Raw genomic sequence first — 15,052 nt, 5'->3', positions numbered from 1 at the left:
CGGTCTCAGCTCGCGTAGGGTGCGAGATCGGCGGCGAGCCGCTCCGACACCCGAGCGTGCACCGCGGTGCCCTCTTCGCGATGGTCGACGGCGAGCAGCATCCCGGTCTCATGGATCGCGGCGACCAGGTCGCCCCGATCGTACGGAACCACGGCGTGCACCTCGACGGCCGGCTTCGGGAGCGCCTCTTCGATCGCAGCACGAAGCTCGGCGATGCCCTCCCCCGAGCGCGACGACACGAAGTGCGCCTTCGGCTCGAGACCGCGCAGCACGAGTCGCTCGTCGTCATCGATCAGGTCGGCCTTGTTGAAGACGACGAGCTCGGGCATGTCGCGCACACCGACGTCGCCCATCACATCGCGAACGGTCTGCAACTGACCGGCCGGATCGGGGTGGGAGCCGTCGACGACGTGGAGCACGACGTCGGCGTCACCGACCTCCTCGAGCGTCGACCGGAAAGCCTCGACGAGCTGATGCGGCAGGTTGCGGACGAACCCGACCGTGTCGGTCAGCGTGAACACGCGTCCGTCAGCGGTCTCGGAGCGACGGACGGTCGCATCCAGCGTCGCGAACAGGGCGTTCTCGACGAGCACGCCGGCGCTCGTCAGAGCGTTGAGCAAGCTCGACTTGCCCGCGTTCGTGTACCCGGCGATCGCCACGGAGGGGATCGTGTTGCGCTTGCGCTCCGCGCGCTTCGCCTCGCGAGCCGGACCGAAGTCGCGGATCTGACGACGCAGAAGCGCCATCTTCGTGCGGATGCGTCGGCGGTCGAGCTCGATCTTGGTCTCACCCGGGCCGCGCGAGCCCATTCCGGCGCCACCGGCACCGACCTGTCCACCCGCCTGGCGGCTCATCGAGTCACCCCAGCCGCGCAGACGCGGCAGGAGGTACTCGAGCTGGGCGAGTTCGACCTGCGCCTTGCCCTCACGACTTTTGGCGTGCTGGCTGAAGATGTCGAGGATCACGGTCGTGCGATCGATGACCTTGACCTTCACGACGTCCTCGAGCGCACGGCGCTGGCTCGGCGCCAGCTCCGTGTCGGCGATGACCGTGTCCGCGCCGACAGCGGCCACGATGTCCTTGAGTTCCTGGGCCTTTCCGCGACCGAGGTAGGTGGCGGCGTCAGGGTGGGGCCGACGCTGCAGCACACCATCGAGCACGACGGCGCCCGCGGTCTCGGCAAGGGCCGCGAGTTCGCGGAGGGAGTTCTCGGCGTCGGTCTGCGCGCCCTGCGGGTAGACCCCGACGAGCACGACGTTCTCGAGTCGGAGCTGCCGGTACTCGACCTCGGTGACGTCTTCGAGTTCGGTCGAGAGGCCGCCGACGCGACGAAGCGCATGACGATCCTCCAGGTCCCACTGGTCACCGTCCGATGCGGCGTGCGCCGCCGTCGACCGGTCCTGCAGCGCCTGTGCTGCTCCGAACACGCGGACTTCCGAGCGACTCTCGGCATGAGCGAGCACACGATCGAGTGCATCGCCGTCTTCGTGCTGTGTGGTGGTTTCCGTCATCCGTCCCTGATCTCTTGCTTTCGTTTCGAGCCTTAACCTTAGCCCGCGCTCTCCGGTACGCTCACCGTATGGGGTCCGATCACTACTTCACTGCGGCCCCGGCCAGTCCTGAGAACCTGCGAACGATCCGTGTGACGCTCGCAGGCCGCGAGCTCGAACTCACCACCGCCGGCGGTGTCTTCAGCCCGGATCGCCTGGACGCCGGTACGTCAGTGCTTCTCGCCAACATGCCTCCCGTTCCTCCGGGGGGCAATCTTCTCGACCTCGGCAGCGGCTGGGGTCCTATCACGCTGTCGATGGCACTCGCCGCGCCCCATGCGAAGGTCTGGGCCGTGGACGTGAACGAGCGTGCCCTCGATCTCGTCCGCCGCAACGCGGCAGCTCTCGGGCTCACCAATGTCAACGCCTCGTTGCCCGAGGATGTTCCCGCCGATGTGACCTTCCGGACGATCCGCTCGAACCCGCCGATCCGCGTGGGCAAGAACGTTCTGCACGATCTGCTCGAGAAGTGGATTCCGCGCCTCGACGAGCGCAGTGACGCCTGGCTGGTCGTGCAGCGAAACCTCGGCGCCGACTCCCTCCAGCGCTGGATCGGTTCGACGTTCCACCCCGGCTTCACGGTCTATCGCACCGCGACCAGCAAGGGCTACCGCGTGCTCAAGGTGCGCAAGCACGGGACTCCCCCGACCGAGCCCATCACGATCGCCTGAGGCGTCGGCGACCGCTCGCCGGCCCGCGGGCGGGGCGCTGAGCTCAGGCGAGTTCGATTTCGCCGTGGAAAGCGAGTTGGGCGGGACCGGCGAGAGCGACGTGCTCTCCGTCCTCGGCGGCGAACATCCGCACTCCGAGCGTTCCGCCGGGAATTTCGACGCGCCAGTTGTCGGGCGCCTGCTCCCCCGCCCAGTGACGAACGGCGAGGGCCGTGGCGGCCACGCCCGTTCCACAGCTGAGAGTCTCGCCCACCCCGCGCTCGAACACCCGCATGCGCACATGGCCGATGCCGTCGCGCACCAGGGGTTCGCCCGGCACGACGAACTCCACGTTGGCACCGGCGGGCGGGAGCGGATCGAGGAGCGGAGGACGGTGGAGGTCGAGAGAAGCCAGTTCCGCCTCACTCGCGACGGCCACGACGACGTGCGGATTTCCCACGTCGATTCCCAGACCGGGTCGGGTGACCGCGAGCCCGCTGGCGGTCACCAACGGTTCGTCGCCGTCGAGACGCCAGCGGCCGAGGTCGACCTGGTATCCGTTCTCGCTGCGGGTGACGTCGCGCACCCCGGCGCGGGTTCCGATCGGGAGCGTCGACCCCGACTCGATGACGGCGAGGCCCGCCCACAGGAGGTAGTGCGCGAAGACACGGATGCCGTTGCCGCACATCTCGGCGATCGAACCGTCGGCGTTGCGGTAGTCCATGAACCACTCGGCATCCGGCTCCTCGGCCAGCGCTGCAGCACCGTCGGCGATCGCGGCGGAGCGGACGACTCGCAGCACACCGTCGGCGCCGATACCGAAGTTACGGTCGCAGAGTGCCGCGACCTGATCGGCGGTGAGGTCGAGAGCACCGTCGGGGTCGGCGATGATGACGAAATCGTTGCCCGTGCCGTGACCCTTGGTGAATGCGACCATGCTCCCAGTCTAGGGATCTCGGCTATGCGTCGGCGATGAGCCGCTTGCCGGTGTTCGCCACCGCGAACCGCTCGTATCCGAGCGCATCGTAGAAGCCCAGCACCCCTTCGTTGCCCTCGCGGACCATGAGCTGCACTTTCGGGCATCCGAGCGCCAGCAGCAGCCGTTCCGCCTCGGCGACCAGTTCACGCGCGATGCCGCGGCCGCGATGGGAAGCCGCTGTGGCGAGGTAGTAGAGCCATCCGCGATGGCCGTCGTACCCGGCCATGACCGAACCGAGGACCGTCACGCCTTCCGGGTCCGTCGCGACGAGGAACAGCTCGGGTTGCACGCGCAGCTTACGCTCGATGTCGAGGCGGGGATCGTTCCAGGGCCGTGTGAGTCCGGCCTCGGTCCACAGCTCGATGACCGCATCGGTGTCGGCCTGTTCGAATGCCCGCACGTTCCACGCCATGGTGCTCCTGTTCATCGACGCCTCCCGGATCGCGCCGAAGAACGAGCCTATCCGGGGCGGGCGCTATTTGACGACGCGGTAGTGACCGCAGAGGAAGCCGCGGTTACGAGCCACGTCGAGCAACTCGAACTCCAGGGCGCGGGGAAACAGGGGCGCCCCAGCCCCGAGCGTCACGGGCGCGAACTGGATCCACACCTCGTCGAGCAGACCGGCGTCGGCGAACTGGCCGGCGAGGTCGCCACCACCGACGACCCAGATGTCATCGCCGCCGGCTGCGAGCCGCATGGCCGCGTGCGCGTCGCTCACGTCTCCCCGGACGAAACGCACGTCGGCGCCGGAGGGAACAGCGAGCTCTCGATGCGTGAACACCCAGGTGGGCTGCGTATAGGGCCAGGGTTCCTCGCCCTGCGCGCGCAACAGCCACTCGTAGGTCGATGCGCCCATCGCGAGAGCACCGATCCCCTCGACGAACGCCGGGTAGGCCATGGGACCGTCCTGGTCGAAGTCCTGGCTCAGCAGCCACTCGAGGGAGTGATCCGCCGTCGCGATGAAGCCGTCAAGGCTCGAGGCCGTGTAGAAATGGGTCGCCATGTGGTCATGATCCCAGCGGCCACCGACATCGGTCAGTCGGCGATCAGCGCCGCGACATCGATCGGATGCTCGACCCATTCGATCGCGGGGTACCTCTTGAACCACGACACCTGTCGCCGCGCGTAACGGCGGGTGAGGGCCTGGGTCTCGGCGATGGCTTCGGCTTGGTCGAGACGACCGTCCAGTTGACCCAGCGCCTGCGCATAACCGATCGCGCGGCTTGCCGTGACGCCTCGTTCAAGTCCCTGAGAGCGGAGCCGCTCCACCTCTCCGAGAAGCCCCTCGGCCCACATCCGCTCCACGCGGGCATCGAGCCGTTCGACGAGTGCGGAGCGTTCGACGTGCACACCGATCACGCGCGTGCTCCGCTGCCAGAGCGTCGGCGTGGTCGGCAGAGCGGCGCCGTGTGTGGTGGCTCCCTGTTCGAGCACTTCCAGCGCACGCACGATGCGGCGGGAATTCTTCGGATCGATACGCGCCGCCGTCGCAGGGTCCGCTACCTTCAGCCGAGAGAGTAGGGCGTCCGCTCCGTGTTCGGCGAGTTCCGCTTCGAGGCGCACGCGGACGGACTCGTCACGAGGCGGGAACCGGAAGTCGAAGACGACGCTCGAGACGTAGAGTCCCGACCCGCCGACGAGGATCGCGTCACCACCGCGGCTCTGCACGTCGAGGACGGCGGCCCTCGCCTCGGGCTGGTACCAGGCGACCGCCGCCTCCTCGTCGACCTCGCGGACGTCGAAGAGATGGTGCGGAATTCCCCGTCGTTCATCGAGAGGAAGCTTGGCGGTGCCGATGTCCATACCGCGATACAGCTGCATCGCGTCGACGTTGATGATCTCAGCCGGATTCCCGCGTGATCTCAGTCCCTCGGCGATGTTCAGTGCGAGTTCGCTCTTGCCCGTACCGGTGGCACCGACCACCGCCCAGAGACGCGGCGCCGCCTCGGGCGCAGTATCGGCGGAGTCGTTCACACTCCGACACGCAGGGTGGGGAGCCCGAGCGACACGGCACGAGGACCGCCGTCGCCCACCGGAGCGGAGACCGCGCACGACTCGGACTGCGCGCGATCCCAGGCGTCGCCTCCACGCGTGCGGCGGATCTGCAACGGCGCACCGATCGGGTCATCAGCGAGGAGATGGAACGGCGCCGCGTGGGTGATCGTCACGGTGACGACATCGCCCGGACGGGGCAGGTCGGAGCCCGGTGTGACCTCGAAGTGCACGAGACGGTTGTCCTGAGCGCGTCCGGTGAGCCGATGCGTCTCGGCGTCCTTCTTCCCCTCGCCCGTCGATACGAGAACCTCGACCGACCGACCGACCTGCTTCTGGTTCTCTTCGAGCGAGATCCGCTCCTGCAACGCGAGCAGGCGGTCGTAGCGCTCCTGCACGACGGCCTTCGGAACCTGATCCTCCATCGTCGCGGCAGGGGTGCCCTCCCGGATCGAGTACTGGAACGTGAAGGCGCTGGAAAACCGGGAGAGCTCGACGACGCGCATCGTGTCTTCGAAATCCTCGTCGGTCTCGCCGGGGAAACCGACGATGATGTCGGTCGTGATGGCCGCGTCGGGCATCCGATCGCGCACACGATCGAGGATGCCGAGGAACTTCTCACTGCGGTAGGAGCGGCGCATTGCCTTGAGGATGCGGTCGCTGCCGGACTGCAACGGCATGTGCAGCTGCGGCATCACGTTGGGCGTCTCGGCCATCGCATCGATCACATCGTCGGTAAACGCGGCGGGATGCGGGCTGGTGAAGCGGATGCGCTCGAGCCCTTCGATCTCGCCGGCGGCACGCAGCAGCTTGCTGAACGCCTGACGATCACCGAACTCGACCCCGTAGGAGTTGACGTTCTGTCCGAGGAGGGTGACCTCGATCGCTCCGTCCTCGACGAGCAGTCGGATCTCGTTGAGGATGTCGCCGGGACGCCGGTCCTTCTCCTTGCCGCGCAGGCTCGGCACGATGCAGAAGGTGCAGGTGTTGTTGCAGCCCACCGAGATCGACACCCAGCCGCTGTGCGCGGCGTCGCGCTTGGTCGGGAGCGTGGAGGGGAACACTTCGAGCGACTCGAGGATCTCGAGTTCGGCATCGCCATTGTGGCGTGCGCGCTCGAGGAGACGCGGCAGCGAGCCCATGTTGTGCGTGCCGAAGACGACATCGACCCACGGAGCCTTGTCGAGCACGGTTTGCTTGTCCATCTGCGCGAGACATCCGCCGACCGCGATCTGCATTCCGTCCTTGCGGCGCTTGACGCCAGCGAGCTGGCCGAGTGTTCCGTAGAGCTTCCCCGCCGCGTTGTCGCGCACCGCGCAGGTGTTGATGATGACGACATCGGCTTCGTCACCGGCCGCGGCGCGAACGTAGCCTGCACTCTCCAGTGAGCCGGAGAGACGCTCGGAATCGTGCACGTTCATCTGGCAGCCGAACGTGCGTACTTCGTAGGATCTCTGACGACCGTCGACGTCGACGGCTGCCGACGACGAGGCGATGATCGTCGGTTTACTGCGCGGAGTAGTCATGATCTCTCCATTGTACGAGCGGGAGACGGCTCCTCCGGGCTGACGCGTCAGTCCGACTCGACGAAGCGCACGCCAGAGCTCTTCGTCCCGAACGATGCCTCGTTCAACGCCGTCTTCGCCGCGTTCGTCGCGACGGATCCGCCGTACCCACGACGAGCGAGCTGTCCGAGCAGACGCCGGAGAGCGGTGTCGTGGTCGAGGCGGCTGAGCGAGCGGGCCTTGGTGCGAGCGAACTCCAGCGCGCGCTCCGCGTCGTCGTCCGGCAGTTCGTCGAGCGCTGCGGCGATCACGTCGCGCGGGATCCCGCGCTGCGAGAGCGAGCGGGAGATGGCGACACGACCCTGGCCCTTACGATCGACCCCCGCGGCCACGAGCATCTGCGCGAGCTCCTGATCGTCGAGGTACCGGCGCCGGAGGAAGTCGTCGATGACGTCGTCGATCTGTGTGCCATCGAGCCCGTGAGTCCTCAAGACCTGCCGGGCCTCGGAGACCGAGAGCGATCGAGTACGGAGCTTGCGCACCAGACTCTCTTCGGCCGCTTTTCGAACCTCGACCGGGTCCGGCGCATCGTCGCCGGCGATTCGGTCGTCGACGAACGAGACGAGTGAGATAGAAGCGGATACTGGAGCGGGTGGCTCCACCGCTGTATCGGGAGTCCTCGCGGTCGCGGTCGGCGGGGTGACGCCCCGCGCTCCGAAAAGAGGGATGACGGGGGCGACCCGCCCGATGTCCTGATGCGGACCGCCCCCGTTCTCACCGTTCATGATCAGGCCGGGCGACGCTCGGCGAGCTCATCTGCCGGAGCCGCGGGAGCAGCCGCGCCGCCGATGCCGAGCTTCTGCAGGATCTGTGTCTCGATGGCGAGTGCTACGTCGGTGTTGTTCAGGAGGAACGTACGGGCGTTCTCCTTGCCCTGACCAAGCTGGTCGCCGTCGTAGGTGTACCACGACCCCGACTTCTTGACGATTCCGTGCTCGACACCGAAATCGATCAGGCTACCCTCGCGGGAGATGCCCACTCCGTAGAGGATGTCGAACTCCGCCTGCTTGAAGGGCGGGGCCATCTTGTTCTTGACGACCTTCACGCGGGTACGGTTACCCACCGCGTCGGTGCCGTCCTTCAGGGTCTCGATACGACGGATATCGAGGCGAACCGATGCATAGAACTTGAGCGCCTTACCACCGGCGGTCGTTTCGGGAGAGCCGAAGAACACACCGATCTTCTCGCGCAGCTGGTTGATGAAGATCATCGTGGTGTTGGTCTGGTTCAGACCACCGGTGAGCTTGCGAAGCGCCTGCGACATCAGTCGCGCCTGCAGACCCACGTGCGAGTCGCCCATCTCACCTTCGATCTCGGCGCGGGGCACGAGCGCTGCCACGGAGTCGATGACGATCAGATCGATGGCACCGGAGCGCACGAGCATGTCGGCGATCTCGAGCGCCTGCTCACCCGTGTCGGGCTGCGAGACGAGCAGTGCGTCGATGTCGACGCCGAGCTTGGCAGCGTAATCGGGGTCGAGCGCGTGCTCGGCATCGATGAACGCCGCGATACCACCGGCGCGCTGGGCGTTGGCGATCGCGTGCAGCGTGAGCGTGGTCTTACCCGAGGACTCCGGGCCGTAGATCTCGACGATGCGGCCACGCGGGAGGCCTCCGACGCCGAGAGCGACGTCGAGGGCGATGGAGCCGGTGGGGATGACTGCGACGGGTGCGCGCTCGTCGCTGCCCAGCCGCATGACCGAGCCCTTTCCGAACTGGCGGTCGATCTGGGCGAGTGCGGTCTCGAGGGACTTCTCGCGGTCGGCGGGAGATGGCATGTCGTGCTCCTTCTGCTTCGCGTGGTGCCGCCTGTAGGCTGTCGCGGCGCTTCCGGCTGGAAGCAACTCTCCGACAAGGCGTATGGCTCGGTGGCCATGTCTTCACCGTACGAGGAGCCTCCGACATTGCGTCGTCGAGTCACACGAACAGTGGAGAACACGAACGTCTGAACCACTGTGCAGAAGACTACGCCCGCTTCGAACGAATATTCGACGACACGCCGGATCCCGGCATCCGATCTGGACATCGATCGAACGCATGCGCGAACTCAGCGCCGACGCGGCTCCAGCCGACCGGCACCGTGCCGTCGGTTCTCGGGCACTTCCATCTCGTCGCAGAGCGCGAACCAGATCTCTCGCGGGGGTATCCCGGCAGCCAGAGCCTCTTTCGCCGTGCGACCGGCGAGCGGGGTCAGCACCAGATCGTTCAACACCGACGACGTGCGGCCGGGGAACTCGTCCTCGACGGCACGCAGGAACTCACTTCGACGCATCGCGCAACGACGGGGTGCGTGGGATCAGCGGAGCGAGAGCTCGGGCTCGATCGAGGCGACCAGATCGTCGGGAACGACGTCGGGGAACACCTGGATGCCCTCGAGCACAGAGATGCGATCTCCGACCTCGCGCATGATGGTGGAGATGGGGACGTCGAGCGCATCAGCGACGGATGCGAGGATCTCGCTCGACGCTTCCTTCTGACCGCGCTCCACTTCGCTCAGATAGCCGAGCGCCACGGAAGCCTTGCTCGCGACCTGCCGAAGGGTGCGCCCCTTCTGCAGACGGAAGTCCCTCAGCACATCGCCGATTTCCTGTCGTACAAGAATCATCGGAACCTCCTCCCCAATCGGTTTCTCGGAGTCTCCCCCGAAGTGATGGCCAGTATAACCTCGCCGACCTTCATAAAATCTACAACTGCACTCTGTGGTTTGAGTGTGAGCACGAAATCAATAACCTCGTCGCGACGGCGACTATTCCCGGCACATTTCTCGGAGCATCTCGAGGGCGGCTCGAACGGACGCCGACCGGATCCGATTCCGGTCACCGAGGAAGAGGAACGGTCGCGCCTCGACTCGCTCCGGCGTGGCGACGGCGATGTGCACGGTTCCGACAGGTTGCCCATCGGGCGAGACGGGGCCGGCGATTCCCGTCGTCGCGACGCCGACCGCCGCGTCGATGCCGTCCACGCTCACAGCGCGCCGAATGCCCCGAGCCATCTGCCGCGCGACCTCAGGATGCACCGGACCTTCACGGTCGAGGAGCGACTCGTCTACGCCGAGGAGCGTGTGCTTGACCGGCGTCGCGTACGCCACCACTCCTCCGAGGACCACGGAGGACGCACCCGGCACGCCGACGAGTTCGGCGATCACCGCCCCGCCCGTGAGCGATTCCGCCACGCCGAGTGTCCAGTCGCGACGCCCGAGCGTCTCGATCACGGATGCCGCGAGGTCGGTCATCGACTCCGACGCGCCCCGCGCACCTGGGCGACGACGTAGTCGATCCCGCTCCAGATGGTCAGCACCAGCACCACGAGCATGAGCACGAAGGTGATGAGGGTCCAGACGGGAAGGCCGATCACCACGTGCAGAGGCATCAGCGCCCAGGCCAGAGCGACACCCTGCACGGCGGTCTTCACCTTGCCCATCCACGCCGCCGCGACGACGTGCTCGTTGACGATCATCAGGCGATGGATCGTGATGCCCCACTCGCGAACGAGGATGATCGCAACGATCCACCAGGACACCTCGCCGAGGATCGCGAGTCCGATGAAACCGGCCCCCGTCAACAGCTTGTCGGCGATCGGATCCCAGAGCTTGCCGAAATCGCTGACGATCTCGTAGCGGCGGGCGAGGTAGCCGTCGACCCAGTCGGTCGAGATGGCGAAGATGAACAGGATGGCCGCAGTCCAGCGCAGCGCGAGATCGGGAACCCCGTAGGTACCTCCGAGCAGGAGCAGGACGAAGAACACCACCGCGAGCGGGATGCGCGCGATTGTGATCGCGTTGGGCAGCTGCCGAGGAATCGCCATCAGTCGCGTCCCGTCAGGCCCCAGGCGTCTTCATCGCCCTCGGCCTCGACGACGGGAAGACCCTCGAACTGCGCGTCGAGAGGATCGGAGGCCATCGCCGCCGTCGGCGCCGGGGCGGGAGCCGCCGGCGCCGCGCTGGGCGCCGCGGGAACATCTTCACCGCGCAGCTTCGCCATCACTCCCCCGAGCTGCTCCGCCGTGACGAGCACGTCACGAGCCTTGGAACCCTCGGACGGGCCGACGATCTCGCGCGACTCGAGCAGATCCATCAGGCGTCCGGCCTTGGCGAAGCCGACGCGGAGCTTGCGCTGCAGCATCGAGGTCGAACCGAACTGCGAGGAGACGACCAGCTCGGCGGCGGCCAACAGCAGCTCGAGGTCGTCGCCGATGTCTTCGTCGACCTCCTTCTTGCGCGGCTCCAGCGCCTCCTGGACGTCGTTGCGGTACTCGGGCCGGGCCTGTCGCGTCACGTGCTTGACGACCGCGTCGATCTCCTTCTCGTCGACCCACGCACCCTGCAGACGGAACGGCTTCGAGGAACCCATCGGCGAGAACAGTGCGTCACCCTGTCCGATGAGCTTGTCGGCACCCGGGCTGTCGAGGATCACGCGGCTGTCGGTGACGCTCGTCACCGCGAACGCGAGACGGGATGGCACGTTGGCCTTGATCAGGCCGGTCACCACGTCGACGCTCGGGCGTTGGGTCGCGAGCACCAGGTGGATGCCGGACGCACGGGCGAGCTGGGTGATGCGCACGATCGAGTCCTCGACGTCGCGCGGGGCGACCATCATGAGGTCGGCGAGCTCATCGACCACGACGAGAAGGTACGGATACGGCTTGAGCACGCGCTCGCTGCCGACGGGTACCTCGACCTCGCCGGCGCGCACCGCGCGGTTGAAGTCGTCGATGTGACGGAATCCGAACGACGCGAGGTCGTCGTATCGCATGTCCATCTCCTTGACGACCCACTGCAGCGCCTCGGCCGCCTTCTTCGGGTTGGTGATGATCGGAGTGATCAGGTGCGGCACACCCGCATAGCTGGTGAGCTCGACGCGCTTCGGGTCGATCAGCACCATGCGCACGTCCGCCGGGCGCGCACGCATCAGCAGGCTCGTGATCATCGAGTTCACGAAGCTGGACTTTCCGGAACCGGTGGAGCCGGCGACCAGGAGGTGGGGCATCTTCGCCAGGTTCGCGATGACGATGTTGCCGCCGACGTCCTTGCCCACGCCGATCGTCATCGGGTGCGTGCTCTTCTGCGCGGCCGGTGAGCGGAGCACGTCGCCGAGCGCGACCATCTCCTTGTCGGCGTTCGGGATCTCGATACCGATCGCGCTCTTACCGGGGATCGGCGAAAGGATGCGCACGTCGTTCGAGGCGACGGCGTAGGCGAAGTTGTTGCTCAGCTGCAGGATCTTCTCGACCTTGACGCCGTGGCCCACCTCGACCTCGTACTGCGTCACCGTCGGTCCGCGCGAGAAGCCGGTGACCTTCGCGTCGACCTTGAACTGCGTGAGCACGCTGGTGATCTGTTCGATCACCTTGTCGGTAGCTTCGGAGCGCATGACCGGGGGCGGTCCCTCGACCAGGAGGCCCGGCGACGGAAGGATGTACGGCGCGACCGGCGCCTGGGGGCCGCGGTCTCCCGGGCCCTCGGTCCCGAAGCCGTCGAGGCCCGGGAGCTCGGGCGCCTCACCGGTGTCGGAGTCGTCGTCGAGAAGGGCCGTCGTCTGCTGCTCGGCGAGGGAATCGGCGACGGAGCGCACGTCGGACAGAACCTCGGTGGCGGAGTCGTACGGGTTCTCGACGACGACGGCCTGGTCGTATGCCGGGGTCGGCTCCGCCGTCGAGAGGAGCGCAGTGATGTCGTCGGAGCCGAGGGTGCCCTCGTCGGGGTCCTCTTCGCGGCCGCTCTTGTTGCGGCGCCACCAGGGCAGGACGTTCTCGTCGTCGGTCTTGTCGGCATCGTCGATATCGGGCGTCTCCGCCTTCGGCTCCGGGCGCTCGGCGTCGAACATCCAGGCGTAGAGGTCGCCGAGGCGTCGCCCGATGCGGTTGGGCGGCGTCTTGGTGAGGATGAGGATGCTCAGCACGATGATGAGCCCGAGCACGACGTACGCCACGGCGGAATGCACCAGCGCGAGCGGCTCACCGACGAGCCAGCCGAAGACTCCCCCCGCCTCGCTGATGGCGGCCATTCCCATGTTCGGGTGCGCGCGCGCGGCGGTTCCCGCGCCGTCCGGAGCACCGGCGGCGACATGGCTGATGCCCGCGAGGGCGAGCACGAAGAGACCGAATCCGATGCCGATGCGACCGTTGTCGTGGACCGACGAAGGATGGCGGAACAGCCAACCGGCGAGCAGGAGCAGGAGCACCGGCATGAAGAAGGCGATCCGCCCGACGAGCATCCCCACCGAGTACGCACTGATGTTCGCGGCGACCTCGTTGCCGATGAAGAACCACTCGTTCACCGCACCGAGGATCGCCAGCAGGACCAGCAGGAACGGGAACCCATCCCGACGGTCGTCCTTCTCCAGCGTCTCCGGGCCGAAGGCGCGGAAGAGCCCGCCGACGCCGTGTGCGAGTCCGGTCCACGCCCGGACCGCCACCGGCGGCTTGTCGAGCTCGTCGATGTACTTCTTCGGTACGGGCTTCTTCGCTGCCGGCTTCTTGGGCGCAGGCGAGGCTTGGGGAGCCGCCCGCCGCGAGGGGCGGGACGGCGCGCTCCCGGACGCGCGCTCGGACTTGGTCGTACTCCTGGCCATGCCCTCACGTTACGGCCCACGGTCGACATTCCCCCGTATCGACGCGGCTTTCAGCCGATCCCGCTGATCACGCCTCGATCACGAGAGGGACGATCATCGGACGGCGGCGCAGACGCTGGTTGACCCACCGGCCGATCGTGCGACGGACGACCTGCGAGAGTGCGTGGGTGTCGCGCACGCCGTTGCCGGAGGCCTCCTTGAGCGCAGCGATGATCTTCGGAGTCACGTCGTCGAAGACCGAGTCGTCCTCGGCGACGCCGCGCGCGTGGATCTCCGGCCCGGAGATGATGCGTCCGGTCGCGGCATCCACCACCACGATGACCGAGATGAAGCCCTCCTCGCCCAGGATCCGACGGTCCTTGAGATCGGCATCCGTGATCTCGCCGACCGTCGAGCCGTCGACGTACACGAAGCCGAGGTCGAGCTGTCCGACGACCGACGCCACGCCGTCGCGCAGGTCGATGACGGTGCCGTTGGAGGCGATGATCGTGCGCTCCTCGTCGATCCCCGTGTCCTGCGCCAGCTTGGCGTTCGCGATGAGGTGACGGTACTCACCGTGCACCGGCAGCACGTTCTTGGGCTTGAGGATGTTGTAGCAGTAGAGCAGCTCCCCCGCCGCGGCGTGTCCCGAGACGTGCACGCGGGCGTTCGCCTTGTGAACGACGTTCGCGCCGAGCTTGGTGAGACCGTCGATCACGCGGTAGACGGCGTTCTCGTTTCCCGGGATGAGGCTCGAGGCGAGGATGACGGTGTCGCCCTCGCTGACCTCGATCGCGTGATCCATGTTCGCCATGCGGCTGAGCACCGCCATCGGCTCGCCCTGCGAACCGGTCGACATGTAGACGATCTGCTCGTCGGGGAGATCGCGCGCCTTCTTGAAGTCGATGAGCACACCGGCCGGCACCTTCAGGTACCCGAGCTGCTCGGCGATGGTCATGTTGCGCACCATGCTGCGGCCGAGGAACGCCACGCGCCGCCCGTGGGCGTGCGCGGCGTCGATGACCTGCTGCACGCGGTGCACATGGCTCGAGAAGCTCGCGACGATCACACGGCGTGGCGCCTTGCCGATCACCTGGTCGAGCACCGGTCCGATCGACCGCTCGGTCGGGGTGAAGCCCGGCACATCCGCATTGGTCGAGTCCACCAGGAAGAGGTCGACTCCTTCCTCCCCCAGGCGCGAGAACGCGCGGAGGTCGGTGATGCGTCCGTCGAGCGGCAGCTGGTCCATCTTGAAGTCACCGGTGGCGAGCACCATGCCCGCCGGCGTGCGGATGGCGACGGCCAGAGCATCGGGGATGGAGTGGTTCACGGCCACGAACTCGAGATCGAAGGGGCCGACCTTCTCCTGCTGACCTTCCTTGACCGTCAGCGTGAACGCCTTGATGCGGTGTTCCTTGAGCTTCGCCTCGACGAGTGCCAGGGTCAGACCCGACCCGATCAGGGGGATGTCGCCCTTGAGGCGCAGGAGGTACGGAACGGCCCCGATGTGGTCTTCGTGGCCGTGCGTGAGCACGACGCCGACGATGTCGTCGAGGCGATCGCGGATCGGCTCGAAGTCCGGGAGGATCAGGTCGACGCCGGGTTGGTGCTCCTCGGGGAAGAGCACACCGCAGTCGACGATCAGGATCTTGCCGTCGTACTCGAACATCGTCATGTTCCGACCGATCTCGCCGAGACCGCCGATCGGGATGACCCGCAGCGTTCCTTCGTCGAGAGCGGACGGTTCGGCCAGGGGAATGGACATGCTG

General features: G+C 67.0%; 15 protein-coding genes. 1 reads left to right on the top strand and 14 read right to left on the bottom strand.

All coding sequences use genetic code 11. The features are described from left to right. Window positions 1-5: 5 nt before the first annotated feature. The gene (gene hflX / locus ACTJKK_RS02300; RefSeq protein ID WP_247622692.1) at window positions 6-1,511 is read right to left on the bottom strand and encodes a GTPase HflX; all 1,506 of its coding nucleotides are present in this window, start codon (window positions 1,509-1,511) and stop codon (window positions 6-8) included. 68 nt (window positions 1,512-1,579) lie between these two features. Here hflX and ACTJKK_RS02295 point away from each other — a divergent pair, with 68 nt between their 5' ends. Then, the gene (locus ACTJKK_RS02295; RefSeq protein ID WP_247956016.1) at window positions 1,580-2,221 is read left to right on the top strand and encodes a class I SAM-dependent methyltransferase; all 642 of its coding nucleotides are present in this window, start codon (window positions 1,580-1,582) and stop codon (window positions 2,219-2,221) included. A gap of 43 nt (window positions 2,222-2,264) precedes the next feature. Here ACTJKK_RS02295 and dapF read toward each other — a convergent pair whose 3' ends face one another. The 13 genes from dapF to ACTJKK_RS02230 all read right to left on the bottom strand — a co-directional run bounded on the left by dapF (window position 2,265) and on the right by ACTJKK_RS02230 (window position 15,048). Then, window positions 2,265-3,137 carry a diaminopimelate epimerase gene (gene dapF / locus ACTJKK_RS02290; RefSeq protein ID WP_440746855.1) on the bottom strand — a complete coding sequence of 291 codons (873 nt, stop codon included), beginning with the start codon at window positions 3,135-3,137 and terminating at the stop codon, window positions 2,265-2,267. A gap of 22 nt (window positions 3,138-3,159) precedes the next feature. Beyond that, the gene (locus tag ACTJKK_RS02285; protein WP_440746854.1) at window positions 3,160-3,606 is read right to left on the bottom strand and encodes a GNAT family acetyltransferase; all 447 of its coding nucleotides are present in this window, start codon (window positions 3,604-3,606) and stop codon (window positions 3,160-3,162) included. A gap of 48 nt (window positions 3,607-3,654) precedes the next feature. Continuing rightward, entirely contained in the window at window positions 3,655-4,182 is a 528-nt protein-coding gene (locus ACTJKK_RS02280) for a dihydrofolate reductase family protein (RefSeq protein ID WP_440746853.1), read from the bottom strand. 32 nt (window positions 4,183-4,214) lie between these two features. Further along, the gene (gene miaA, locus ACTJKK_RS02275; protein ID WP_247622697.1) at window positions 4,215-5,153 is read right to left on the bottom strand and encodes a tRNA (adenosine(37)-N6)-dimethylallyltransferase MiaA; all 939 of its coding nucleotides are present in this window, start codon (window positions 5,151-5,153) and stop codon (window positions 4,215-4,217) included. Beyond that, window positions 5,150-6,697 (bottom strand): tRNA (N6-isopentenyl adenosine(37)-C2)-methylthiotransferase MiaB, encoded by a 1,548-nt coding sequence (gene miaB, locus ACTJKK_RS02270; RefSeq protein WP_440746852.1) that lies wholly within the window; start codon window positions 6,695-6,697, stop codon window positions 5,150-5,152. Before miaB ends, miaA begins: the two co-directional genes overlap by 4 nt. Before the next feature lie 47 nt (window positions 6,698-6,744). Beyond that, window positions 6,745-7,218, bottom strand: coding sequence for a regulatory protein RecX (locus ACTJKK_RS02265; protein ID WP_247632372.1), 474 nt, complete (start codon window positions 7,216-7,218; stop codon window positions 6,745-6,747). 245 nt (window positions 7,219-7,463) lie between these two features. Then, window positions 7,464-8,513, bottom strand: a complete 1,050-nt coding sequence (recA, locus tag ACTJKK_RS02260) for a recombinase RecA (protein WP_247622700.1) — start codon at window positions 8,511-8,513, stop codon at window positions 7,464-7,466. 269 nt (window positions 8,514-8,782) lie between these two features. Beyond that, a complete protein-coding gene (locus ACTJKK_RS02255; protein WP_247632374.1) occupies window positions 8,783-9,007 on the bottom strand; it encodes a DUF3046 domain-containing protein in 225 nt (74 codons plus the stop codon). Window positions 9,008-9,031: 24 nt separating this feature from the next. Then, window positions 9,032-9,340, bottom strand: coding sequence for a helix-turn-helix domain-containing protein (locus ACTJKK_RS02250; RefSeq protein ID WP_046014377.1), 309 nt, complete (start codon window positions 9,338-9,340; stop codon window positions 9,032-9,034). A 141-nt stretch (window positions 9,341-9,481) separates the two neighbouring features. Next, window positions 9,482-9,967, bottom strand: a complete 486-nt coding sequence (locus ACTJKK_RS02245; RefSeq protein WP_440746851.1) for a CinA family protein — start codon at window positions 9,965-9,967, stop codon at window positions 9,482-9,484. After that, window positions 9,964-10,539, bottom strand: a complete 576-nt coding sequence (gene pgsA / locus ACTJKK_RS02240) for a CDP-diacylglycerol--glycerol-3-phosphate 3-phosphatidyltransferase (RefSeq protein ID WP_440746850.1) — start codon at window positions 10,537-10,539, stop codon at window positions 9,964-9,966. Before pgsA ends, ACTJKK_RS02245 begins: the two co-directional genes overlap by 4 nt. Beyond that, window positions 10,539-13,304 carry a DNA translocase FtsK gene (locus tag ACTJKK_RS02235; protein ID WP_440746849.1) on the bottom strand — a complete coding sequence of 922 codons (2,766 nt, stop codon included), beginning with the start codon at window positions 13,302-13,304 and terminating at the stop codon, window positions 10,539-10,541. The genes pgsA and ACTJKK_RS02235 overlap by 1 nt, the downstream gene beginning before the upstream one ends. Window positions 13,305-13,371: 67 nt before the next feature. Continuing rightward, window positions 13,372-15,048, bottom strand: coding sequence for a ribonuclease J (locus tag ACTJKK_RS02230; protein WP_440746848.1), 1,677 nt, complete (start codon window positions 15,046-15,048; stop codon window positions 13,372-13,374). Window positions 15,049-15,052 lie beyond the last annotated feature (4 nt).

Source organism: Microbacterium sp. 22179, assembly GCF_052045715.1.
Classification (GTDB): Bacteria; Actinomycetota; Actinomycetes; order Actinomycetales; family Microbacteriaceae; genus Microbacterium; species Microbacterium galbinum.
Note: the sequence above shows the minus strand (reverse complement) of the source record. Positions and strands in the feature narration are given on the sequence as shown.